This is a genomic window from Psychrobacter sp. CX18 (assembly GCF_057396215.1).
This window is the reverse complement of the sequence record NZ_JBXYJH010000005.1, coordinates 198,262-223,825: the sequence shown is the minus strand read 5'-3', so window position 1 is coordinate 223,825 and position 25,564 is coordinate 198,262. Positions and strand designations below refer to the sequence as shown.

Here is a 25,564-nt window from a genome sequence, read left to right as displayed (position 1 = left end):
GAAATCGTCGATTAGCAATATAAAATATAATAGACTATTGGCTTTACTTTTGACTTTCACTAAATTCAGCCGATTAAATATATAAATAAATTGGCTAATGAAATATAAAAGAGGCTATGTAAATAATAAAAGCCAATCAAAACCATTTAAGACTTTAAAAAAGTACGGTTTCATCAGAATGACCGACATATTAAACACTTAGTTAATGTTCACAATATCTAAAATCAAAGTAAAAAGCAAATGATATAAGTTAGCGTTCAGAGTTTTAAATCCTATGAACGCTAACCTTAAATGATTAAAAATACCTTATACTTTAGATCACATAGCCATTATGAGCACTAACTCTTTTAGACAACTCTAAGTATTTAAGCTTACTCTAAATGAAAGGATATTCCTATCTAGCAAGTTCGGCTTGCTCATGTAAGGTCTGTAGTTTATAAACCTCAAAGGGTAAGTCAATAGCGTAAGACTTACATATCGCATTGGCCGCACCAAGCGTCGTCACATAGAATACTTTACTTTGTAAGGCATTTCGGCGAATGGAAAATGAGTCTTCTTGCGCCTGTTTGCCTTCAGTTGTATTAATAATAAGGTCAATTTCGCCATTTTTCAAGGCATCAACAATATGAGGACGACCCTCTGTCACTTTGTTGACTCGAGTACACTCAATACCTTGTTCGCTAAGATACAGTTGTGTCCCAGCCGTCGCGACCAGCTTAAATCCATAATCAAGAAGCTGTTGAGCGATAGGCACTAAGTTTGGTTTGTCACTGTCGCGCACAGAGACAAAGGCCGTTTTGGTCTCGCCTTCTTTTGGCAATCCGGGTAGACGCTCATTGGTGGCGATAATACCTTTGTAGAAGGCCTCCCCAAAGGTCTTACCGACGCCCATAACCTCACCTGTTGATTTCATTTCAGGGCTTAAGATTGGATCAACTCCTGGGAACTTAGCAAAGGGGAATACCGATTCTTTAACCGCAAAGAAGGCTGGCTTAATTTCTTTGGTAAATTTCTGGTCTTGTAACGATGTGCCTGCCATACAACGTGCTGCCACTTGCGCCAATGATGTACCGATACATTTAGAGACAAAAGGTACTGTACGCGCTGCACGAGGGTTCACTTCTAGAATATAAACCGTGCCATCCTTCACTGCAAACTGGACGTTCATCAGACCGACCACGCCAAGCTCTTTAGCCATAGCAATAGTCTGAACCCGCATTTCATCACAAATCTCTTGAGACAGTGAATAGGGGGGTAGCGAGCAGGCTGAGTCACCAGAGTGCACACCAGCTTGCTCAATGTGCTGCATGATACCGCCGATAACGACTTCATTGCCATCACTAACACAGTCAACATCGACCTCAATAGCGTCATCTAAGAAGCGGTCTAACAATACAGGTGCTTCATTTGACGCTTGGACAGCGGTACGCAGATAGTGCTTAAGCTCATCCTCATTATAGACGATTTCCATCGCACGGCCACCTAGTACATACGAGGGACGGACGACCAAAGGATAGCCGACATCTTTAGCTTTCACCAGTCCATCTTCCATACTTGTGGCAAGTGCATTTGGTGGCTGGATAAGATTAAGCTGCTGTATCATATGTTGGAAGCGCTCACGGTCTTCTGCACGGTCGATAGCGTCAGGAGAGGTACCAATGATGTTAACGCCAGCAGCTTCTAAGCTACGCGCAAGCTTAAGCGGTGTTTGACCGCCAAACTGCACGATAACACCGTCTGGTTTTTCGATACGTACGATTTCTAGTACATCCTCTAACGTGATAGATTCGAAATATAAGCGATCTGAGGTGTCATAATCTGTCGATACCGTTTCAGGGTTACAGTTGACCATGATGGTCTCATATCCATCTTCACGCATGGCAAGAGCTGCATGTACACAGCAGTAATCAAACTCAATACCTTGACCAATACGGTTTGGACCACCGCCGATAACCATGATTTTTTTGTTATCAGTAGGATTAGCTTCACACTCGTCATCATAGGTTGAATACATATAAGCGGTAGAGGTTGCAAATTCAGCCGCACAAGTATCTACTCGTTTATACACAGGGAAAACGTCAAGGTCCCAACGTTTTTTACGCAACTGTTTTTGTGATACGCCAAGTAATTTAGCCAAACGAAGATCTGATAATCCTTTACGTTTAAACTGACGTAAGTTTTTCGCAGTCAATCCACCAAATCCTAAAAGTTTTACTTGTTTTTCAGTGTTGACGATATCTTCTATCTGTACCAAGAACCAGGGGTCGATATTGGTAAATTTAAAGACGTCATCAACACTCATACCCAAACGGAAAGCGTCTGCTAAATAGAAGATACGCTCAGGTGTCGGTACCGTCAGACGCTGTTTAATCTCAGCTTTGACTTTATCTTCGCTGATCTTACCAGCTTTTAACGCTGCGAAATCGATTTGCTCATCAAAGCCGTCAGCACCAGTCTCTAAGCCGCGCAATGCTTTGTGCATAGACTCTTGGAAGTTACGGCCGATAGCCATGACTTCACCCACAGATTTCATCTGAGTGGATAAGATATTTTCTGCCTGAGGGAACTTCTCGAAATTAAACCGAGGTATCTTAGTCACTACATAATCAATAGATGGCTCAAAGCTTGCTGGCGTTTTGCCACCAGTAATATCATTATTAAGCTCATCAAGGGTATAGCCTACTGCAAGTTTTGCAGCAATTTTTGCAATTGGGAAACCAGTCGCTTTAGAAGCAAGCGCAGAGGAGCGTGATACCCGAGGGTTCATCTCAATCACGACCATACGACCGGTTTGCGGATTGACCCCAAACTGAACGTTAGAACCGCCCGTTTCGACACCGATCTCACGTAATACCGCTAAAGAGGCGTTACGCATGATCTGATATTCTTTATCCGTTAGCGTTTGTGCTGGGGCAACAGTGATTGAGTCACCAGTGTGCACGCCCATCGGGTCAACGTTTTCGATGGCACAAATAATGATACAGTTGTCATTTTTGTCGCGTACCACTTCCATTTCATACTCTTTCCAACCAATCAGCGATTCATCAATCAATAACTGGTGAGTAGGGGATAGGTCAAAACCGCGCTCACAAATTTCGATAAACTCATCCCGATTGTAGGCGATACCGCCGCCAGAGCCACCCATGGTAAACGAGGGACGGATAATACAGGGGAAGCCTAAGCTTGCTTGAATCTCAAAAGCTTGATCCATAGTCTCGGCAATCTCAGCTCGCGGACACTCAAGACCAATACGTTTCATCGCTTGGTCAAATAGGTCGCGGTCTTCTGCCATCTCAATGGCGTCTTTGGTAGCCCCGATTAATTCAACATTGTATTTCTCTAACACCCCATGTTTGTCAAGGTCTAAGGCGCAGTTCAATGCCGTTTGACCACCCATGGTTGGCAAAATGGCGTCTGGACGTTCTTTGTCGATAATTTGTTCGACGGTTTGCCAAGTAATGGGCTCTATATATGTGGCATCTGCCATCACAGGATCGGTCATGATGGTGGCTGGGTTAGAGTTAACCAAGATCACTCGGTAGCCTTCTTCCCGCAATGCTTTACACGCCTGAGCGCCTGAGTAATCGAACTCACACGCCTGCCCAATGACGATGGGACCTGCGCCGATGATTAGGATACTTTTGATGTCGGTACGTTTTGGCATAAAGTTGACCTTAAATTTTATTGTATAAATAAACTATATATTCAATGGTTTAACGGTTTTGAAACTCTTTTAGTGAGAGTGTTTTGATTTAGAAGCATTTAATTTAAAGCTATTTAAGTTTTGATTAGTTATTTAATAATATTTTCTAACTGATTCTATTATTCGGATACTCTATCATCACTTATTTACCTTCCTAAAGTAACCATTACTGAATCGATATTGGATATTGCGGTTGGTAACCTCTCCATAGGGATAGTCTTTGGTGTTAATCACCACAGGTAGAAGAATTGTTTTGTTGCGATTATCTATGTGGAATAACGAGTCTGCATGGCGATTTTTGTCATGCAAAGAAAACGCATTGTATTCAAACTCTAACCTGTCAGTTTTTTGGGTTGAGGTTTGAATTAAGTTGGGGTACAACAATTTATCTTCAGCTATTTCATATAACCTTATCGATTGGGCGTGATATATGTTGGAGCCTCTAAAGGCGTAATTAATCAAATATAATCTACGGGGCTTAGTTGTTTTGCTTGAAGAATTTGTAGGTAAATCAATGGTATAAATACCTAAAACGTTTGATATCACACCGTGGGTAAGAGTGTGTAAAGTACTACCATCTTTATTTTCAGGATCCTGATACTGAATCAACCCATCATAAAAATGCATCGTTCCGCCAGTATACTCATCCCAAGAAATAGCCCGAAAGTTACCATCATCTGAAGTATGCACACGGACGCCCTGTTCACGTGCAAGGGGCAGCGGGCATGAGATACCGTCATTGAGCATACTATAGCGCCCAATGGCATCATAAAATTTGTCAGTGGCTGCTTCGAATTCACCGTCTTCACTGACATGACCAGCGTAAGTCGAGTAATCCCAAACTGATTCGTAAGCTTCAGCTATTTCTAAATCGATTTTTTCACAATATGATGGCGCCGCCATGGCAGAATAACATGTAGTAACAAGGCAAATAGTAGACAAGTACTTAAACAAAAAAAGTTTTGCTTTGTGGTAGTCATTCATTATGTATAACCTTGCTTATCATATGCTTTGTTTTTGTTGTTTGCTGATACTATCAACTGTTATAGCTAATCATAAAAACTTAAAAATCGGGATTAAAGCTAATTTGGTACAAGTATTTTATCAAACATTTGATTCTGTATAAGTTTTAAACCTAGATGAATTATTAGTTGAATGAATAATGGTATATTATGTCTGAATCATAAATGAATATCTGGATGGATATAATATATCTCAGACTATAGACACTTTATGATTTCCTCTCCGATAACTCCAGCTAATAAGCTGTTGTCTCCAAAATTCTCATAATAAGTACTGCTTAACCCATCAAAACCAATTTATTCAGAATCAAAATCTAGAATTTGCTCACGGAGTCTTTCAGAAAGCAGATAGTTTTGTTCAAGACTTTCATTTTGAGAAAGAAGATAAAAAACATTCTTGTAAAGCTCATTATTGAATGTAATGACTCGATGATTGATAAATAGTTTATCCATTATTAACCCACGCTAATTGTTGGTATGCCTTGATATAATTTAAATTATTAATTGAACAAAAGTCTTGATGTATCAGCCGCTGCCATTCTTAATTATTGCTCTTTACCGTTGAAAGTAACGGTAAAGTCGACACCGCCAGAAGCAGACTCTCGAAGAGATACTGGGTAACGATGTGTTTTACCACAAGCTTGCACCGTCCATATTTCTTGAACATGGTTTAAGCCATTTACTTCTTTAAGATCTACAATCTTAGGACTTACTGAGTCCACATTACGGCATGAGTGACCCAACATCTCAATTTTCTTAATTTGGTTCACGACATCGTTGCGAAGAATATTATCATTACCATAAGTGGTACTATTACCTTGATAAAAGTTACTTGCAGGTACTATTGATGCACAAGCACTTAAAAGAAGAAGAGAGCTCACTGTCAAAAAATTTCGCATAGTTTCACCTTAATGTGGTTGGAGTTGAAGATATGGGTATAAATGTTCTAAAAAATTATTATATTTTCACTGCCATCATTTCTGCAAACTTATTAAATAATTCGGCAGCATCATGAGGTCCAGGACTGGCTTCTGGGTGACCTTGGAAGCTAAATACGGGCTTATTGGTCAGCTCAATACCCTGATTAGTGCCATCAAATAAAGAGCGATGAGTTGGTTTGACATTATCAGGAAGCGTCGACTCATCGACCGCAAAGCCGTGGTTCTGACTGGTAATCATTACGTGCTTAGTCTCTAAATCCTGCACAGGATGATTGGCACCATGATGGCCGGTCTTCATTTTCATGGTTTGTGCACCGCTTGCAAGACCAACCAACTGATGACCTAAGCAAATACCAAAGGTTGGAATATCCGTCTCTTCAATAATATGACGCACCGCATCGATGGCATAGCCACACGCAGCTGGGTCACCAGGACCATTAGATAAGAAGATACCGTCTGGGTTCATAGCTAATACATCGGCAATCGGGGTAGTGGCAGGCACGACCGTAACTTTACAACCCGTGTCTACCAACATACGTAAGATATTGGTCTTGGTGCCGAAGTCATACGCCACCACATCATATTTATGTTCGATGTGCTCGCCTAGTTGTTTGTAGTAGCCGCCAGTGTCACTTTCGGTTACACCGTGTACGCCGCGGTCTGCAAGCTCCCATGTGCCTTCAGTCCATTCAAAGCCTTGTTGATTGCAACACTCTTTTGCCAGATCCATTCCTTTTAGACCGGCAAAGCCTTTGGCTAGCTCAAGCGCTTTATTGATATCCTCATCGGTCAAGGATTCACCATTACTGGCAGTCAGTATACAGCCATTTTGAGAGCCTTCATCGCGTAGGATTCGGGTCAGCTTGCGGGTATCAATCTCTGCAATGGCAACCGTCTCATTGCGAATCAGGTAATCGGATAAGCTTTCACTATTTCGAAAGTTTGAGGTGGTCAGGGTCGCATCACGAATAATCAAACCTTCAGCCCAAATTTGATGCTTTTGATAAATATCGCCTGATTCTGCATCTTCGCTATTGGTTCCTGTATTACCAATATGCGGGTAGGTGAGGGTAACGATTTGCTTGGCATAACTGGGATCGGTGAGTATTTCTTGATAGCCGGTCATTGAGGTATTAAAGACGACTTCCCCAACACGATTGCCAGAGGCACCGATTGAAATACCACGAAAAATATTACCATTTGCCAAAGCTAAAACGGCTTCAACGTCATTTGAGGTTGTGTTTGCTGTGTCTTGATGTGCGCCCATATTCTCACCTTTATAATTCGTATTTGTCATGACCTGATTTTGCTAAAACTGCTAGTGATTATTTAGCTTCGATATATAGTTATGGATAGGGTTCTGTGCCACTATTTAATTGCTGCTATTAACTGCTGATAAAATTACTCGATTTAACTATTTAAAATTGTATCGAGACTTTGAGGCTAACAAAATTTAGTCACAAAAAAGCGAGTAGACCAATAACAGAAAACAACAATATCACTAAAGGTAACGTTATTAGTGAGTGTTGCAAACTGTGTCATGTCTACTCGCTTAGGTACAGATTTTGCATATTATACAAAAACTGACCCTAAATGGCTACATTAATTATTCAATTAGTTATTTAAAGAATAAATCATAGCCATCAAAAGATTTAAGACTGACGTCATAAGCTAACAGCTGAGCTCTAAAACTAAACGTTATACTCTAAATTTAAAATTTGAGCGCTAAAATTTATAGTGTACGGCTAGCTGGTATGCCTCAGGTGCGAGATTGGCACTGATGTGTAGATTATCATTGTCATAGCTTTTGGTAAAATAAAGACTACTTGCCACACCTAGCGCTGCACCAGCCAGTACGTCAGAAGTATGATGCTTATCTGCCTCAACCCGGCTATAACCGACAAAGGTTGCACCAATGTAGGCTGGAATACTAACTTCCCAGCCATAGCGTTTATGAATAAAGCTGGCACCCTGAAAGGCGATAGAGGTGTGACCTGATGGAAAAGAGTCATTATCACTGTGATCAGGACGTTCTTTATCAACAAGCTCTTTTAGACCATAGGTCGCCACCGCATTGGTCGCAAAAGATTTATAAAACTGGTTGCGTCCTTCTTCGTCGTTCATATAAAAGGTCGACCCATAGGTGACAGCAGGGATGGCAACCATCACGATATCACCCGCCGTTTCGATGTCTGAGCTGCCGGCATGAGCAGGGCAAGTCGCCATCATGGCACCTGATAATAATAGGGCGGAAGAATATGTGTAACGCATTAACTATTTCCTAAAAACTAGTTTCTAAAAGAAGGCTCGTTCCTAAATGAAGGCTCGTTCCAAAAATGAAGGCTCGTCAACTCAACAAGACTCGAACTTAAAAGGGTTGGCTTAAATTTTGATAGACTTTTTAATCATTGGCCTGTTCATGTTTGCGATATTGGATCGAATTAAATAATGACAATCCAATAAACGCCACCCCAATAAGCCCAGTTACCAGCTCAGGTACATGAAACTTCATGGACAATAGCATGATAATTGCCAATGCCCCAATCGCATAATGGGCGCCATGTTCTAAGTAAACAAATTCATTCAGCGTGCCTTTATCAACCAAGAAAATCGTCATAGAGCGTACAAACATCGCACCAATTGCTAAGCCCAACATGATGATGATTACATCATTGGTAATCGCAAAGGCACCAATCACCCCGTCAAAACTAAATGAAGCATCTAATACTTCAAGATAAATAAAGCCTGCAATACCGCCCTTCAATATTGTCGATGACACGCCCGAGGTATTGGTAATAATGTTGCCTTTCGCATCCGTTAGCACCTCGCCGTCATCCATATCGCTGCTACCCTCAAGCATGGTTGACAGTACATTGACCCCCAAATACACCAAAATACCCCAGATACCGGCCATTAATATAACCGACTGATGGGCGTCATCGACCCAGCTTAAAGAGATCATCAATACCACTATGGCCACAAAGGTACTCATGGCATCCACTTTGCTAAACCGTCTCAGTTTGCCCTCAAACCATTTAAACCAAAGGACGTCTTTATCTCCAAACAGGAAGGTTAAGAAGACCAGTAACAAGAACATACCACCAAACGCAGAAATCTCAGCATGATGTGCGTTGAGATGTTCTGCATATTGCGCAGGCTCATTTAACGCAAGTTGGATGACCTCGAAGAAGCCTAAATTAGCGGTCACTGCTACAATAACGATAGGGAATACCAAGCGCATACCGAAGACGGCTACTAGAATGCCGATTGTTAAAAATATCTTTTTCCAGAAGTCATTCCAGCCTTTTAAAATAGAGGCATTGACCACCGCATTATCAAAAGACAACGATATTTCCATAATCGCTAAGATGACCGTTATGGCAAGCGCTTTACCCAATCCGGGGACGCCACCATGTGAGAAGCCCCACCACGCTGCGACGATTAAACAAAAAATAGTAAAAATAAAATCGAATAAAAAATGACGCATAGGGTATCCAGAAGTTTTAGCCGTTCTAATTAGAGCAATTTAGTTCTTAGTGTTTTAAACATTAATAATATGACTATAAAAATATGACTATAAAAAGGCAATGAAAAAGTGTTTTGATAGAAGGAGCAGATAATAGCACGAGTACAACGGACAATAAATTGACTTTATGACAAATGATTGGATAATGCTCATAAAAAGATAGTATACAATATAATAAATGACCAAATGAGACTCTTCACTATTAATACGCAACTATTAAGACGTAAAGCAATTAAGACCTAACTATTAAGTCATAAAGCAATTAAAAGGATTTTCAACATGATATATAAGTATTTGGATAAAGCCCCTCAGTTTGCGACACCCTTTGAAGGTTGGGTTGCCGATAGTGCCCGAGTCATTGGCGACGTGTCACTCGGTCATAAAGCCAGCGTATGGTTTGGTGCGGTGATTCGAGGTGATAATGCGCGCATTAATATTGGCGACTTTAGCAATGTGCAAGAAAATGTAGTGATTCATACCGATGCAGGTATCGAAGTGACTATCGGCGATTATGTGACCATTGGTCATTTGGCGATGTTGCATGGCTGTAGCATTGGTGAAAACAGCCTAATCGGTATTGGTTCCGTGGTACTCAATAATGCGAAAATCGGTAAAAACTGTATCATCGGCGCAAAAGCATTGGTCACTGAAGGCAAAGAGATTCCAGATAACTCACTGGTGATGGGGTCACCGGCCAAAGTCGTCAAAACATTAAGTGATGCGCAAGTGGCGATGCTTAAGATGTCCGCCTTACATTACGCTCATAAGTGTCAAGAGTTTAAGACAGGTCTTGAAGAGATGCCACTGCCTGATTAGGCGTATTGTATTAATCTTTTTAAAGCTTAAAGATATCACGCTTAGAGTTTGGAGCTTATCGCGCTTTTCGCTACTATCTTGGCTAGCACAAGGCGAGGCTTGTGGCTTTATCCCGTTCCTGCTACCGCGAGAACGGTCTAAAGCTCACGCCTCTTCCTCATGCGTCACCAAGTATATCCGCTGCAATCACGGCTAAACCGCACCCCTTTCACACTCAGGTTAAGGGTTAACAGACCCTAAAACTTTAATCACTTATAAAAGTGTTTTTAAATAGGTATTTTATGCAATCAAAAGAATTGGCTTTATTTGACTTAGATCATACGTTATTGGATGTCGATAGTGATTATCTTTGGGGAGAATATATTGTTAAAAACGGTTTGGTTGATGAGGCCGAGTATCGCACCGCGAACCAGCGCTTTTATGAAGAGTATATCGAAGGCACCTTAGATGCGACAGAATACAATGAATTTGTGGCGCAGTTTTTAAGTAGCTTACCGATGGACAGACTGTGTGAGCTACGCGAAGACTATATCAAAACGGAGATCGAACCACATATGCGCCCCCAAGCGATCAGTACCTTGCGTCACCATTTGGAGGCTGGTCATGATGTGGTTATCATTTCGGCGACGAATGACTTTGTGGTGTGTGCCATTGCTGAACGCTTCGGTATCGAGCAGGCAAATGTATTGGCAACGCCACTTGAAGTCAAAAATAACCGCTATACCGGTAAGCTTACGGACAAGCCAAACTTCAAAGATGGTAAGCTCTATCATCTCAAAAAGTGGCTGGATAGACAGCAAGAGCAAGGCATCACTTATGATAAAACGTATGCTTATTCCGATTCAAAAAATGATCTGCCCTTGCTTGAGTGGGCGGATGTGGCTATCGCAGTCACGCCAGACGATGTACTTCATGCCCATGCCTTAGCGCACCGCTGGGCGGTTGAAGACTGGTCACTTTAAACTAGGCACTTTAAACTAGTCACTTTAAATAGCGAAATTAAGAATATCTAGTCATAACCTCTAATGTATTAGCGTTAGACTTATTTTAATGTATTACTCTGTTACCCCGTTCTTAACTTATTAAGTTCACGGTAGGCTGGTGTTGTTAGCCCAGCAAATTAAGACTTTTAATCAAATATGCTGTGCTAAAGCCACAGCCTACGTTAAGAGTTGAGAATGAAGTACTTTTTATAATCTTTTTACAAAGTTTTAATCCTGACAATTTGTTATAACCTTAGGAATATCAATGGAAATCAATCAATATCACGAGCAAATCAAAGACTTAACCGACCGTTCGCAGGATCTGCGGAGGTATCTTTGACTTTGATGGGAAGTCAGAGCGTCTAGAGGAAGTGACCCTTGAAATGGAGAACCCTGATCTTTGGAATGATCCAGAGCGGGCGACCAAAATCAGTAAAGAAAAAAGCCAGTTAGACAGCGTGATTAATACCATTACAGGGTTAGAAACCACCTTAGAAGATGCGGCCGCCATGCTAGATCTGGCAGTAGAGGCCGATGAAGAGAGTCTACTTGTCGATGTGCAAAGTGAATTAAATGCTGCCCAGGCTCAAGTTGAAGATCTAGAATTCAAACGTATGTTCAACGGCGAGATGGATGCCAATAACTGCTTCGTTGATATTCAGTCGGGTAGTGGCGGTACTGAGGCGCAAGATTGGGCAGAAATGCTACTTAGAATGTATACGCGCTGGTGTGAAGCACATGGCTTTAAGGTCGATATCACCGAAGTCTCTGCGGGCAGTGTAGCGGGCATTAAGTCGGCATCTTTTAAGGTATCAGGCGATTACGCATTTGGCTGGCTACGTACCGAAACGGGGGTGCATCGTTTAGTCCGTAAGTCGCCTTTTGATAGCAATAATGGTCGTCATACTTCGTTTGCCGCGGTATTTGTGTCGCCTGAAATTGACGATGATATCGACATTGATATCAACCCTGCAGATCTGCGTATTGATACTTACCGCTCAAGCGGTGCCGGTGGTCAGCACGTTAATACTACTGACTCTGCGGTACGTATTACCCATGAGCCGACCAATATCGTCGTACAGTGTCAGAATGAGCGTAGCCAACATGGCAACAAAGCCACCGCGATGAAGATGCTGCGTGCTAAGCTGTATGAGCTAGAGATGCAAAAGCGTATGGAGAAACAACAAGCGGTTGAGGACAATAAGTCTGATGTCGGTTGGGGCAGTCAAATTCGCTCTTATGTACTCGATGATTCACGCATTAAAGACTTACGCACAGGTGTTGAGACCTTTAATACTGGAGCAGTATTGGATGGTGATCTGGATCAGTTTATTGAAGCCAGCTTAAAGGCGGGATTATAGTCTTTAGCTTAGTGACCATAATACTGTAGCATTACTGTAGCTTTCTCGGTTAAAACAGATAAAACGACATCAATAAAAATGGGTTTTATCTGTTTTTAATTTGATAATAAGGGCTCTAACACACTTTGAATGCCATACTCTTCAATAGTACCAGTGATCAAATCTGCCTTAAGCTTCAACGTGGGCTGGGCGTCACCCATGGCGACCGCAAAGCCCACAGCATCAAACATTTCCAAATCATTATAGCCATCGCCAATGGCCATGGCATCTTTGATATCAATATTTAAATACTCACACATATCTTGTATGCCGCGCGCTTTCGATGCTTCTATAGGTAAAATATCTCCGCCAACATGATGCCAATAGACAAGCTTTAATCCCCGCTTAGCAAAGTCAACATCTTCCAGCCTTTCTGTTTCACTATTAAAAAATACAGAGCATTGATACACATCATTAGATTGGTAATAGTCTGGATCTATGATGGCGTTTGGATTTTTCGCAATAAAAGCACGTATCGCTGCGTTATCATTCGACCATGCCAGATGACGGTCAGAGTCAAACTTATGAACTACATCCTTTTGGATACATAGCTCATGTATTCGGCTGGCTTGATCACGGCTCAGCGGATAGTGACTGATAATGCCTTTTTTATCAAAGCTATATTGACCATTGGTACAGACAATGGCATCGAGGACGTCTGCGTCCAGTAACTGATAAATATCTTTAGGAATGATGGACTTTGAGCGACCAGTGGCAATAACTAGCTTAATATCAGTGGCAGCAAGTTTCTCTAATGTCGCTTGGTTATGCGGCGCGATAATACCGTCTCGACTTAAGGTATCGTCAATATCAAAGAAGATAACTTTCGGTCTAAACACTGGGGATTTTATGTCAGTCTCAATCATGGCATTCCTAAAATCAAATGTTAAGGTCTATTACGAATGTTCAGACCTTATTTAACAAACTATTTGTCATTTATGCAATATATAGTCAAAACTGTATTTTAATGAGCAATCGTTGTGACGTGTGGTGAAGCGAAGTAGTAACCCACGGATTTTTTGATGTCTCTTTTAATTCAGGTTTAGCTATATAAGCAAACTATAGTTAATCGCTACCATACCATAAGATGCGAAAAAGTGGACTGACTATGGGTGACTTTTAATATAAAAACCTTAAGCTCTAACTGAAACCTTAACTCAAGCATTAGTAGATAAAGATAGCCATAAAGTTATATAGTGACGCTAAACGTCAGGATTAAAAACAGGTTAATAAAAAAGCACAACTTTTTAATATAGCTGTGCTTTTAATACTTTAATAGACTCTGCATTCTAAAGACAATAGCGTTATCTTAATACAGTCAGTCCAAGATACTTTAATAACGACAAGCCACAGTCTTGCCTGATCTATTAATACACTGTTTATTGTTATTGATAGTGGCGACTTCTGCAACGCCATCTATAAAGACAAAGTAATTTGCGCCCATAGAGTTCACACTATAGCGTTTGACATTTTCATCAGAGTATTTGAAAGGAATAACCGTCCGGTTAGCACCATCGATAAATCCCCAGTTGCCATCCTTGAGTACCCCTGCGAGATTTTCACTGAAGGGACGAATTTCATCATAGATAAAAGGTATCGCAACTTTACCAGTCTTGGTGATATACCCCCATTTCCTACCATTGTACATCCCGGCTAAACCCTGTGAAAACCCGTAGGGGCCCCCTAAGTGACCATCTATACCTTCATATTTAGTAGGAATGACCTCTTGGCCGTCTTGGTTAATAAAGCCCCATTTGCCAGATATCGACATGACAGGAGCCAAACCTTCACTAAATGAACCGACTCTTAAATATTTGGAGGTAAAAGGCATGACAACTCGATTGCTTGTATCAATAATGCCTACTTTGCCATTTTTTTCGACGAGTATTCTTCCGCCTGAGACAGGATTAGCCCATGTTTCATTATATTTGTCATTAGGATCAATTAAATAATCATATATAACAGGCACCACCAATTTACCTTGAGTATTCATATAACCGACTTTATCATTCTTACTAACTGCGAATACACCGTCACTTATGTTCCAAAAATCTATAGAGTCATAACCTTTAAGATTCACTATTAACGTTCCTTGCTCGTTTAATAATCCTTGCAGGTTATAGTCTTTATCATGAGCAACGAAATAGTTAGCATCATTGGTGCAGCTAACTTTCGGATAATTTGTTTTTGGAGGATGGCACTCATATTCGGCATAAGCGGGTAGGGCGATGCTAGAGAAGGTGAATACAGCTAACAATGGTAGCATAACCTTTGAGATGGCGTCAGTCATAGAAGGTTCCTCAAGTTAATATCAGGATAGAGAAAGTAACAATGAACGTTAGTGTAAATGTCCTTATCATAAGGGGTTATCAATAGTGACTGTATTAATAGAGACTGTATTAATAGAGACTGTATCAAAAGATACTATATCTAATGGACGATTCAAAATATTTAAACACATCAATAAATTATCACTTTTATTACCTATGCTTTAAGTATAACTCAATCCAATGAGTAGATGTTTTTCATGAGCGATTGGGTAACGTCAGTTGGCTTGGTTTTATAGGTTTTGAGGGGTTCAGTAGTGAGTCATCATTTAACCCCTCATTAATTTGTTTGTTTATTTATTATCCGTCTGGGTATCTGATACACTTGAGCTAAGCGATAAATGCCACCTATGGACAAAATTGTAGGACAACTCTAAACTGAAACTCTAACCAAAGCATTTATTAAATATGGCCATTAATCACAGACTTAATGGTTATTCTTCATTTTATTTAACCCTATTGAACGTATAGCAATTGAACTTAAACCCATTAAACTTAATCCTATTTAAACGAATAATATAACGATAAGACTTCTATGACTCTAACCTCTTCAGATACTCAGCCCACTACAACCTCTACTGGTACCTCTACCAATCTAGCGGCCTTTATTTGGTCAGTCGCTGACTTGTTACGCGGGGATTTTAAGCAATCGCAATATGGTCGCATTATCTTGCCGTTTACCCTGCTACGCCGATTAGAATGCGTATTAGAACATTCAAAGGATGATGTCCTTAATGAGGTGCAACGTCTGGCTGACTTACCTAATGACAAAAAACCAAAGACTGAAGAAGCGGAAGCGGTTTATTTACTGCGTAAGGCGGATGGCCTTGCCTTTTATAACACCTCACCGTTAACGCTTGCGAAAATGGGACAAAGTGATATTGAGGCAAATTTAAGTCATTACGTACAGTCATTCTCAAAAGATGCGCGTGAAATATTTGCCCACTTTAAATTTGAAGAGTTTGTTGGTCAGTTAAATGATGCGAACTTGCTCTATAAAGTGGTTCAGAAGTTTCAAAATATTGATTTAAGTCCTGAGACAGTCTCTAACCATGAGATGGGATTAGTGTTTGAAGAACTCATCCGCCGCTTTGCAGAAAGCTCGAATGAAACAGCAGGGGAGCATTTCACCCCGCGCGATATCGTACGCCTAACCACCTCGCTTGTATTTATGGAAGATGATGATGTCCTAAGCAAGGAGGGCATTATCCGTACTATTTATGACCCGACAGCAGGAACGGGCGGATTTTTATCCTCAGGGATGGAGTATGTGCTAGAGCTAAACCCAAATGCGGTCATGCGTGCCTTTGGGCAGGAGCTTAACCCTGAGTCTTATGCTATTTGTAAAGCAGATATGCTGATTAAAGGGCAAGAGGTTAGCCGCATCAAGCTTGGAAATACCTTGTCGGATGACCAGCTAGCAGGGCAACAGTTTGACTATATGTTGTCAAATCCGCCATTTGGCGTGGACTGGAAAAAGATATCTCAAGAGGTTAAAAGTGAACATGAGCAAAAAGGCTTTAATGGTCGCTTTGGGGCGGGCTTACCTCGGGTGTCAGATGGTTCGCTATTATTTCTATTACACCTGATTAGTAAAATGCGTCCTATCACTTTTACGTCAGCCACTTCTAACTCTGTCACATCAAAAGACGATAATTCGTTGTCGTCCAATCTATCATTGGATCGACCCATTACTTCTTCAAAAGAGTCAGGCAGCCGTATTGGTATTATTTTAAATGGTTCACCTTTATTTACCGGTGGGGCGGGTAGTGGTGAGAGTGAAATTCGTCGTTACATTCTTGAGTCTGACTTATTGGAGGCGATTGTCGCGCTACCAACAGATATGTTTTATAACACGGGTATTGCGACTTATGTATGGATATTGACCAATCAAAAAGCGCCAGAGCGAAAAGGCAAAGTGCAACTTATCGACGGTAGCAATTTATATAGCAAAATGCGCAAGTCACTTGGGTCTAAGCGCAACGAGATGAGTGACGAGGATATCAAGGTTATCACACGCACATTTGGTGCCTTTGAGGTGGTCGATGCCCGTGAGCTTGATAAGCCTGCCGATGTGAAGTCAAATCGTGGCAGACAATCGGCCACTCCTAAAACTGAGAGTGCCAAAACGTTTGCCAGTAAGATATTTGCCACTCATGAGTTTGGCTATCGCCGAGTGACCATCGAACGTCCGCTACGACTATCAGCACAAATGAGTGATGCCAATATTGAAACGTTGCGATTTGCTAATAAGCCGTATGAGTTGGTGATGCAAGCCTTGTATGAGTCCTTTGGCTCACAGTGGACAGAGGAGACTTATGGCGACTTCGGGAGTAAAGATAGCGATATTCAGGTCGAAGCTCGAGCGATGATAAAGTCTGACTTTAGTGAACTCAAAGAAGCTCAAGTAAAAACAGTGCTGGCGAGTAAGCTATGGCAAGATCAGTTAGAGGTTATGAAAACGGCTAAATCTCTACAACAAGAGATGGGGGCTAAGAAATATGATGACTTTAATGAGTTTGATAAAGCATTTAAGCAAGCGATAAAAGACAGTGGCTTTGCCGTAGATAGTAAGACTAAAAAGCAGATCATTGACGCCGTCACATGGAAGAATCCTGATGCTAAGCGGGTAATTAAAAAGACGGTTAAAGAAGCCAATCCATTATATGGAGCGTTTGAGATTACGGATAGTGGTTTAAAAGGTAAGGGTAAATTAAAAGTCGTCGAATATGAGACGGATAGCGACCTACGTGATTATGAAAACATACCACTAGACCCAAGTGTGAGTACCAATTCGCTGATTGAAAGCTATTTTAAACGTGAGGTACAACCGCATGTGGCGGATGCGTGGATTGACGCAGGCAAGCGTGATGCGATTGACGATGAGATTGGTATTGTTGGCTATGAGATACCGTTTAACCGACATTTTTATGTGTATAAGCCACCACGACCACTTAGCGAGATTGATGCCGATTTGGATAAGGTGAGTGCGGAGATTATGCAACTGCTTAGCGAGGTACATTCGTAATGGCGGGTAAGCAGGTTAATGAAGTGGCATTTGAATACAGGATTGATGGTAATAAAGTCGAACAAGTGGGGCGGTATAAAGCGTATCCTGAGTATAAAGACTCTGGTGTTGAGTGGTTGGGGAAGATACCTAGTGGTTGGGGAATGTGGAGGTTAGCACATGCATACGATTCAATAGGCTCAGGAACAACACCGTCTACTAATGATGAAAATGCTTTTGACGGTGATATACCATGGATTACGACTGGTGAGCTAAGAGAAACAGTTATTTTAGACACTAGTAAAAAAGTTTCAGATAGAACATTACAAAAATACTCAGCACTAAAAAAACATCCTGCTGGCTCGATTGCCATAGCCATGTACGGTGCAACTATTGGTAGGTTAGGTATATTAGGAGTTGAAGCAACAACAAATCAAGCTTGTTGTGTGTTATCTAATTCAAACACTTTATTAAATAAATTCTTATTCTATTGGTTACAGTCATTTAAAGAAGATATTGTAAGGCTTTCTTCTGGTGGTGGTCAGCCTAATATTAATCAGGAAAAAGTGGCGTCATTGCGAGTAAGCACACCTAGTTTAGAAGAGCAAAAAAAGGTTGTAAACTTCCTAGACTACGAAACCGCTAAAATAGATACTCTTATCAAAAAAAAGCAATGCCTTATCGAGTTATTAACCGAAAAACGTCAAGCGGTAATTAGCCATGCAGTGACCAAAGGGTTAAACCCTGATGTACCGATGAAAGAGTCGGGTGTTGAATGGTTGGGTGAGCTTCCTGCGCATTGGGAGGTAACTAAGATAAAATATATTGCCGAATTAACACCATCTAAATCAGAAGCACTTTCCCGTTTAGACGAGAAGTGTAGTTTTGTGCCAATGGAAAAGTTAAAGCGTGACTCACTAACCTTAGATGAAACTAGAGTTGTTAAAGATGTTCATCAAGGTTATACCTATTTTAAGGAAAATGACCTTTTATTAGCTAAAGTAACTCCATGTTTTGAAAATCAAAACATTGCTGTTGCTAAGAATCTTGTTAATGGAATTGGATTTGGTTCATCTGAGATATTTGTTTTAAGAACCAAAAATATTGGGCTCAATTATTTTATGTTCTATCGGTTGCAAGAAAATATTTTTATGCAAATGGGTATTGGTGCAATGACTGGTGCAGGCGGATTACAGAGAGTACCAACTGATTTCATTAATAACTTTCAGTTTGCCTTACCGCCCTTAAAAGAAGCAGAAAAAATCGCAAGCTATTTAAGTAAACATAACAAAAGATTTGATACATTAATATCTAAAGCTAACCAACAAATCCAACTTATGCAAGAACGCCGTACCGCCCTTATTTCCGCAGCTGTAACGGGTAAGATTGATGTTCGAGATTGGGTGAAGCCTGAATCTAATCCTTATCAAATATAATAAATGGAATAAAGTCTACATGAATAATAAAAAGCCCATAAAAGAATGGACAAGCTTTAACCAACAATTAGAGCTACTTAAAAAACGTGGGCTGATTATTGATGATGAACAAAATGCACTTGGCTATTTAAAAACCATTGGTTACTACCGCCTGAGTGGATATTTTTATTCTTTCAGGCAGATAGATTCAAACAACTCTAATCGCAAGCTAGATAGCTTCATTGAAGGCAGTCGTTTTGAAGATATTAAAGAGTTGTATATGTTTGATAAAAAATTAAGACAGCTTGCCTTAGATGCCTTGGAGAGAATTGAAATAGCAATACGAGTTAATATTGCTTATGAGTTGGGAAAATATAGTCCAACGGCTTATCTTGATAGTCACTATTTTGATGCTGACTTTAAACATGATGAATGGCTTAAACGACATTTAGATGTTATAGAACGTGAAAAAAAGAAGAAAAACACCTATGTTAGTCATCATTCAAAGTATTATCCTGCACTACCTGTATGGGTGAGTAGTGAAACCTGGGATTTTGGTACGATGTCGACGTTGTTTAAGGGTATGAAAGACAATGACAAAGATAAAATTGCGAAAATTTATCATCTTAAAAGCGGCAGTCACTTACAATCACATTTGCATGCCTTTAACTTTATTCGAAATGTATCAGCACATCATAGCCGATTATGGAATAAAGCAATAGTATTTAAAGCAAGCCTGAAAGGACTAAGTGATGCAGAATGGCAACACTTATCGGTCAAAAAAGTATTTGTTTATTTTTGTTTGATGAAAAGGATGTTAGACGTCATTTGTCCTAACTCGAGGTGGAACGAACGTTTTTTAGCAGTATTAAGTGATTTTCCAGAAGTAGAAAATGGTGCAGTAACTTTGAATCAAATGGGAGTTGAGCGAGACCCTAAGCTGTGGAGATTATGGCAAAGTAATTAGACATTAAAAAGCCCCTAGTCTTAGACTCCAACCACATGGATTGGTAAAACTAGGGGAGTTGTTAAATATAATTATATCTACTATTGACACCCCTGTCAATTTACTAAGTAATTATAGTTTTAATGCTTTAAAAGCATTCTATGGTGACGGGTAAGATTGGTGTTCGGGATTAGAAGGGCATTGACTCAATGAAAGACAAATCAAATATGAGAGAACCGTTATGAAGCGTTTATCCATCATTGCAATGTTAGCGTTAAGCGCTTGCTCTATAACCACACCTTCCATGTCTTCACAACCTAGAGACACCCAATCACCTAAACAGGTAGATATAGACAAGCTTAAAATGTGCCATACTCAAGCGAATATTGCCGTTCAAATTTTAATGGGACGTTTTAATGGTATGGGTAAACAAGAACTGATTGAATCTTTCAGTGATATGCCCGATGAGTTAGAGGAACACTTAAGAGAAAGGCTGCTAACTACAAATGAATATGCCGTAAATAATTCATTAGAGTTAAAGTTAAAGTCCATGATAGATGAGGCTTACGAACTACCTAATATAACTATAAATCCCGATGGTGATTTTAGCGACGAGCAATTTCAATATTTAGAAGATTTTGGCAAAAAAACACTTGAACGTTGTTTGAGTGAGTAGGTGTAGGGTGCGCCCCGCGCACCAATTACCCACATTGGTTTCATTGGTGTGCATGGCGCACCCTACAACTATAGTAACCTCTACTTGAAGGTGCGGTTTAGCCCCGATTGCAGTGGATATACTTGGCAACGCATGGGATTGCAGGCACTTGGCAAGAGGCGTTATCGAGGTAACAGGAACGACTATTGCCTGTAGTGCCTGCGCCCATGCTAGCCAAGATAGCAACGAAAAGCGGGATTGGCTACGGATAAGGCTTTTTAAAAGTATCAATAACTATCAATGAAATCACAGCTGTCGACAGAACAATATTTATAATTTCTAAAAAAGGTGTAAAGGATGATCAATAACAATTACACGGATGGCGCAAGCATTGAAATTTATGAGCTGGACGATGGGCAAACTGAAGTTAATGTGCGCTTTGATAAAGATACGGCATGGTTATCCCAAGCTCAAATGACTGAATTATTTGGTCGAGACCAGTCTGTTATTTCACGTCATATTCGTAATGCTCTAAAAGAAGAAGAAATCTTTGAAAAAAGCAATATGCAAAAAATGCATATTGCAAATTCTGATAAACCTGTTGTGTTTTATGACCTAGATGTTGTTATATCAGTGGGTTATCGAATAAAGTCACAACAAGGCGTGCAGTTCAGACGCTGGGCAACGCAGCGGTTGCGTAATTATTTAATTCAAGGTTATATCATAGACAAACAGCGCTTTGAGAAAAATGCAGATGAGTTGCAGCAAGCGTTGGCATTGATTAAGAAGACAGCACAAAGCCCAGTGTTAAAGACGGATGAGGGGCGAGGGCTGGTGGAGATTATCAGCCGTTATACCCAAACCTTTTTGTGGTTGCAGCGTTATGATGAGGGTTTGCTTGATGAGCCAGATGTTGAGGTGGGCGGTGTGTTGCCAAGCCCTAATGAGTCAATGGAAATGTTAAATGAGTTAAAAGCACAGCTTATAGATAAGGGTGAGGCGACCGAGCTATTTGCAAACCCTCGGGGTGATGGGCTGGCAAGTGTGCTAGGTACGCTTGAACAAACGGTATTTGGCGAGCCTGCATACCCCTCTATTGAGAGCAAGGCAGCACATCTATTGTATTTTATGGTTAAGAATCATCCGTTTACCGATGGCAACAAGCGAAGTGGTGCGTTTATGTTTGTGGACTTTTTACACCGCAATCATCGCCTGCTTAATAGTCAGGGCGATATGGTGATTAATGATACAGGACTTGCTGCACTGACATTACTTGTTGCAGAGTCTGACCCCGGCCAAAAAGAGACGCTTATTAAGCTAATTATGAATATGCTGTCACTTGAAAATACGATTTAACGCATTTGCGATAAACAAAACAACCAAACGGACGAACCATGACGGATATCACGCGGGAATCAACCTTTCAAAACGACATCATTAATGAGATGGTGGCTAATGGCTGGGTGCAAGGGACAAACGCCAATTATCAACGTGAGACTGCCTTGTATGAGCGGGAAGCGCTTGATTATGTACAGCAGACGCAAGCGGATGAATGGGATAAGTTTTGCCGTCTGTTTCCGCAAGATCCAGAAAGTCAGTTTATTAAGCAATTGGTCAAACAGTTAGGCAAAGTCAATGAACAAACAACCGATCGAGCGTCACGTACTTACGGTACTTTGGGTGTGCTGCGTCATGGATTGAAGATTCGAAATACTCGTTTTAGTCTCTGTCAATTTAAGCCGGAGCATGGACTAAACCCCGAAGTATTGGCTCGATATAAGGGGAATATCTGTCGTGTCGTGCCTGAGGTAGTCTATAGCGCTCATTTAAGCCCTAAAGACGCTGATGAGGCGACAGGTAATACTAGAAAGTCTGCCAAACGGCATCGCATCGATTTGGTGTTGTTTGTTAATGGATTGCCCGTGGTGACCATGGAACTTAAATCTGAATTTAAACAAGCCGTTGAAAACGCTAAACTACAATACAAGCGTGACAGACTGCCTATTGATCCTGTAAGCCGTAAGCCTGAGCCACTACTTAGCTTTAAGCGTGGTGCTTTGGTTCATTTTGCGGTCAGTCAATATGATGTGTTTATGACCACTAAGCTTGCAGGTGATGATACTTTTTTCTTACCCTTTAACAAAGGGACTCGTGATGGCGGTGCAGGTAACGACATACCTGATGATCCAGGCCGCTATGCTACCGATTATTTGTGGAACGAGGTATTAACGCCTGATAATTTACTTAATATTTTAGGTCGCTTTATGCACCTACAGATAGAAGAGGTTGAGGATGCGTTAGGTCACAAAACCAAAAAAGAAACCATGATTTTCCCTCGTTATCATCAGTGGGATGTGGTGACTAAGTTGGTTAATGATGCCGTGGCTCAGTATCAGCTGCAAGATAAAGTCAGACAAGCGAAGAAAGACAATCCGAACTTAAATAAAAAGGTTCAAAACCGCTACCTGATTCAGCACAGTGCCGGCTCAGGCAAATCAAACTCGATTGCGTGGACGGCGCACCAACTATCTACGCTATATAACGATGCAGGATCTAAGCTGTTTGACTCGGTGATTGTGGTGACTGATAGAACGGTACTAGATGATCAGCTACAAGATACCATTTATCAGTTTGAACATGCCGATGGGGTGGTAGGGCGTATTAACCGTAAAGAAGGTGAGGGGTCTAAATCTGAGAAGCTGGCTGAAGCTTTAATGAACTCTCAGCCCATTATCATCGTGACCATTCAAACTTTCCCTTATGTGCTTAAAGCCATTGAAGACTCTAGCGTACTAAAAGAACGGCGCTATGCCATTATCGCTGATGAGGCGCACTCATCTCAGTCGGGTACGACTGCGGGTAAGCTTAAAGCTGTACTTGCTGGTTTCGATGATACAGCTAAAGATACTAATAGTGATACCGATAGCACCAGCAAAGATTTCACAGATGCGCTGATTGATGCCAAGATTGAAGCTAAATTGAGTAGTGATAATTTAAATTATTATGCGTTTACCGCCACACCTAAGTCTAAGACCTTAGAGCTGTTTGGACGCTTGCCCAATCCAGATTTGCCTGCCTCAATCGATAACAAGCCTGAAGCGTACCATGTGTACTCCATGCGCCAAGCGATAGAGGAAGGCTTTATTTTAGATGTGCTCAAAAACTATACAAGTTATAAAGTGGCCTATCAGCTCAATCAAAAACTTGAGAAAGACACAGAGGTCGATGCGAAGCGTGCCAAAATTAAGCTTAATAATTGGGTGCGCTTGCATGATTATAATATCTCGCAAAAAGTGAAAATAATTATTGAGCACTTTAATAAAAATATTAAAGGACTGCTGGGTGGTCAAGCCAAAGCTATGGTGGTTACTGGCTCTCGTAAAGAAGCGGTGCGCTATAAGCTTGCGTTCGATAAGTATGTGGTAGAGCAAGGCTACAAAAACATCAACGCTATGGTGGCTTTCTCAGGTGAGGTAGAATTTAATGAGTCTGATCCTGATAGCAGTGGTTTGTTAGGAGAGAGCTTCACTGAATCTAATATGAATCCAGACCTTAAAGGTCGTGATATGCGTAAAGCCTTTGACTCTGACGACTATCAAGTGATGCTAGTGGCCAATAAGTTTCAGACAGGCTTTGACCAACCTAAGCTATGCGCGATGTATGTTGATAAGAAGCTGGCAGGTGTGGACTGCGTGCAGACCCTTTCTCGACTCAATCGAATTTATCCGGGTAAAAAAGAAACCGGTACCTTTGTGCTCGACTTCTTTAATGACCCTGAAGATATCTTAGCTGCTTTCCAGCCGTATTATGAGACAGCAGAACTGGCCGATGTGACCGACCCTGATAAAGTGTTTGATTTGGCTGAAAGGCTGCGTGCCAGTGATATTATTCGATGGAGTGAAGTGAATAATCTAGCAGACGCTTTTTATAGCAAGAATAAGAGTCAGGCAGCTATCAGTAACATCTGTAAGCCAGCCGTTGAGCGCTGGCGCCATCAGTATCAGCGTGCCAGTGAGAACGTACAGCGTACTAAGGAACTGTTTGAGCGTGCTAAGAAATCTAATGATGCCGTACTCGTTGGCAACGCTGAGAATGAGCTTAAAGAATCTAGGAAGGCTAAAGACGAGTTGGTGCTATTTAAAAAAGACTTAGGCAGCTTTGCTCGCTTCTATGAGTTTATGTCGCAGATTGTTGACTATGATGATCGTGATTTAGAGAAGTTAAGCTTATATGCCCGTCACTTGTTGCCGCTGCTACGAGAGGATTTTAACGTAGAGGATGAGATAGACCTGAGTAATATTGAGATGACCCATTACCGTGTGTCTAAATTAAAACAGCAAGACTTAAAACTACAAGAGCATGCTGAGGAGTATCAGTTAGATCCTGCTAGCGGACTTGGCACAGCGGCACCTAAAGACTCTAAAGAAGACTATCTGTCAGAGATTATTCGCCAGCTCAATGATATTTTTGCAGGAGAAGGGTTTACTGATGATGATATGGTAAATTTCCAACAGACTATTTGGGATAAGATCAATGAGAACGAAATAGTGGTGAAGCAGTTTGAAAATAATACCACCGATCAGATTATGCTAGGTACTTATCCAACGGCAGCAATGGATGCAATGTTTGAAGCGCAGGATACCTTTCAAGGGATGAGTGAACATTTACTCTCTAATCCTGCTAAATTTAAGCAGTTTATTCGTTTGATGCTTGATAAGAAGCTAAGCGCTTAGCATTTGCTCAAATCTTGATTACATATAGGCGAAAATATTTTTAGGTTGTTTTATATACCTTTCTTAATTTTTGGGCATAGTGTTTATAAA

The 25,564-nt window shown here is 40.9% G+C and carries 17 protein-coding genes; 9 read left to right on the top strand and 8 right to left on the bottom strand.

Translation table 11 applies throughout. The features are described from left to right. Positions 1-394 precede the first annotated feature (394 nt). The 6 genes from carB to AC2SLT_RS06100 all read right to left on the bottom strand — a co-directional run bounded on the left by carB (position 395) and on the right by AC2SLT_RS06100 (position 9,153). Positions 395-3,664 carry a carbamoyl-phosphate synthase large subunit gene (gene carB / locus AC2SLT_RS06125; RefSeq protein WP_486546751.1) on the bottom strand — a complete coding sequence of 1,090 codons (3,270 nt, stop codon included), beginning with the start codon at positions 3,662-3,664 and terminating at the stop codon, positions 395-397. 177 nt (positions 3,665-3,841) lie between these two features. Further along, positions 3,842-4,687, bottom strand: coding sequence for a hypothetical protein (locus tag AC2SLT_RS06120; RefSeq protein ID WP_486546750.1), 846 nt, complete (start codon positions 4,685-4,687; stop codon positions 3,842-3,844). A 583-nt stretch (positions 4,688-5,270) separates the two neighbouring features. Next, positions 5,271-5,624, bottom strand: a complete 354-nt coding sequence (locus AC2SLT_RS06115; RefSeq protein ID WP_486546749.1) for a hypothetical protein — start codon at positions 5,622-5,624, stop codon at positions 5,271-5,273. 58 nt (positions 5,625-5,682) lie between these two features. After that, on the bottom strand, positions 5,683-6,933 hold the full coding sequence (carA, locus tag AC2SLT_RS06110) for a glutamine-hydrolyzing carbamoyl-phosphate synthase small subunit (RefSeq protein WP_486546827.1): 1,251 nt from the start codon (positions 6,931-6,933) through the stop codon (positions 5,683-5,685). A 458-nt stretch (positions 6,934-7,391) separates the two neighbouring features. Beyond that, positions 7,392-7,937 (bottom strand): phosphatase PAP2 family protein, encoded by a 546-nt coding sequence (locus AC2SLT_RS06105; protein ID WP_486546748.1) that lies wholly within the window; start codon positions 7,935-7,937, stop codon positions 7,392-7,394. A 130-nt stretch (positions 7,938-8,067) separates the two neighbouring features. Then, a complete protein-coding gene (locus tag AC2SLT_RS06100; RefSeq protein ID WP_486546747.1) occupies positions 8,068-9,153 on the bottom strand; it encodes a DUF475 domain-containing protein in 1,086 nt (361 codons plus the stop codon). A gap of 318 nt (positions 9,154-9,471) precedes the next feature. Between AC2SLT_RS06100 and AC2SLT_RS06095 the strand changes: the two genes are divergently transcribed. From AC2SLT_RS06095 to prfB, 3 genes are all read left to right on the top strand, one after another. Further along, a complete protein-coding gene (locus tag AC2SLT_RS06095) occupies positions 9,472-10,008 on the top strand; it encodes a gamma carbonic anhydrase family protein (protein WP_486546746.1) in 537 nt (178 codons plus the stop codon). 281 nt (positions 10,009-10,289) lie between these two features. Continuing rightward, positions 10,290-10,970, top strand: a complete 681-nt coding sequence (locus AC2SLT_RS06090; protein ID WP_486546745.1) for an HAD family hydrolase — start codon at positions 10,290-10,292, stop codon at positions 10,968-10,970. Positions 10,971-11,256: 286 nt separating this feature from the next. Beyond that, a protein-coding gene (gene prfB / locus AC2SLT_RS06085; protein ID WP_486546744.1) for a peptide chain release factor 2 occupies positions 11,257-12,352 on the top strand; the annotation gives its coding sequence in 2 pieces (ribosomal slippage) (positions 11,257-11,328 and positions 11,330-12,352; 1,095 coding nt in all). A 95-nt stretch (positions 12,353-12,447) separates the two neighbouring features. On the opposite strand, the gene AC2SLT_RS06080 is transcribed toward prfB, so the two are convergent. Further along, positions 12,448-13,257, bottom strand: a complete 810-nt coding sequence (locus AC2SLT_RS06080; RefSeq protein ID WP_486546743.1) for an HAD family hydrolase — start codon at positions 13,255-13,257, stop codon at positions 12,448-12,450. A gap of 467 nt (positions 13,258-13,724) precedes the next feature. Next, positions 13,725-14,681, bottom strand: a complete 957-nt coding sequence (locus AC2SLT_RS06075) for a WG repeat-containing protein (RefSeq protein ID WP_486546742.1) — start codon at positions 14,679-14,681, stop codon at positions 13,725-13,727. A gap of 572 nt (positions 14,682-15,253) precedes the next feature. Here AC2SLT_RS06075 and AC2SLT_RS06070 point away from each other — a divergent pair. The 6 genes from AC2SLT_RS06070 (at position 15,254) to AC2SLT_RS06045 (ending at position 25,474) form a co-directional block, all read left to right on the top strand. After that, complete coding sequence (locus AC2SLT_RS06070; protein WP_486546741.1) at positions 15,254-17,746, top strand: type I restriction-modification system subunit M; 2,493 nt, start codon at positions 15,254-15,256, stop codon at positions 17,744-17,746. Continuing rightward, positions 17,746-19,161, top strand: coding sequence for a restriction endonuclease subunit S (locus tag AC2SLT_RS06065; protein ID WP_486546740.1), 1,416 nt, complete (start codon positions 17,746-17,748; stop codon positions 19,159-19,161). Before AC2SLT_RS06070 ends, AC2SLT_RS06065 begins: the two co-directional genes overlap by 1 nt. Positions 19,162-19,180: 19 nt before the next feature. Then, positions 19,181-20,107 (top strand): Abi family protein, encoded by a 927-nt coding sequence (locus tag AC2SLT_RS06060; protein WP_486546739.1) that lies wholly within the window; start codon positions 19,181-19,183, stop codon positions 20,105-20,107. A 220-nt stretch (positions 20,108-20,327) separates the two neighbouring features. Then, positions 20,328-20,762, top strand: a complete 435-nt coding sequence (locus AC2SLT_RS06055; protein ID WP_486546738.1) for a hypothetical protein — start codon at positions 20,328-20,330, stop codon at positions 20,760-20,762. A gap of 336 nt (positions 20,763-21,098) precedes the next feature. Continuing rightward, positions 21,099-22,097 carry a virulence RhuM family protein/type II toxin-antitoxin system death-on-curing family toxin gene (locus tag AC2SLT_RS06050; RefSeq protein ID WP_486546737.1) on the top strand — a complete coding sequence of 333 codons (999 nt, stop codon included), beginning with the start codon at positions 21,099-21,101 and terminating at the stop codon, positions 22,095-22,097. A 38-nt stretch (positions 22,098-22,135) separates the two neighbouring features. Then, complete coding sequence (locus AC2SLT_RS06045) at positions 22,136-25,474, top strand: type I restriction endonuclease subunit R (protein ID WP_486546736.1); 3,339 nt, start codon at positions 22,136-22,138, stop codon at positions 25,472-25,474. Positions 25,475-25,564 lie beyond the last annotated feature (90 nt).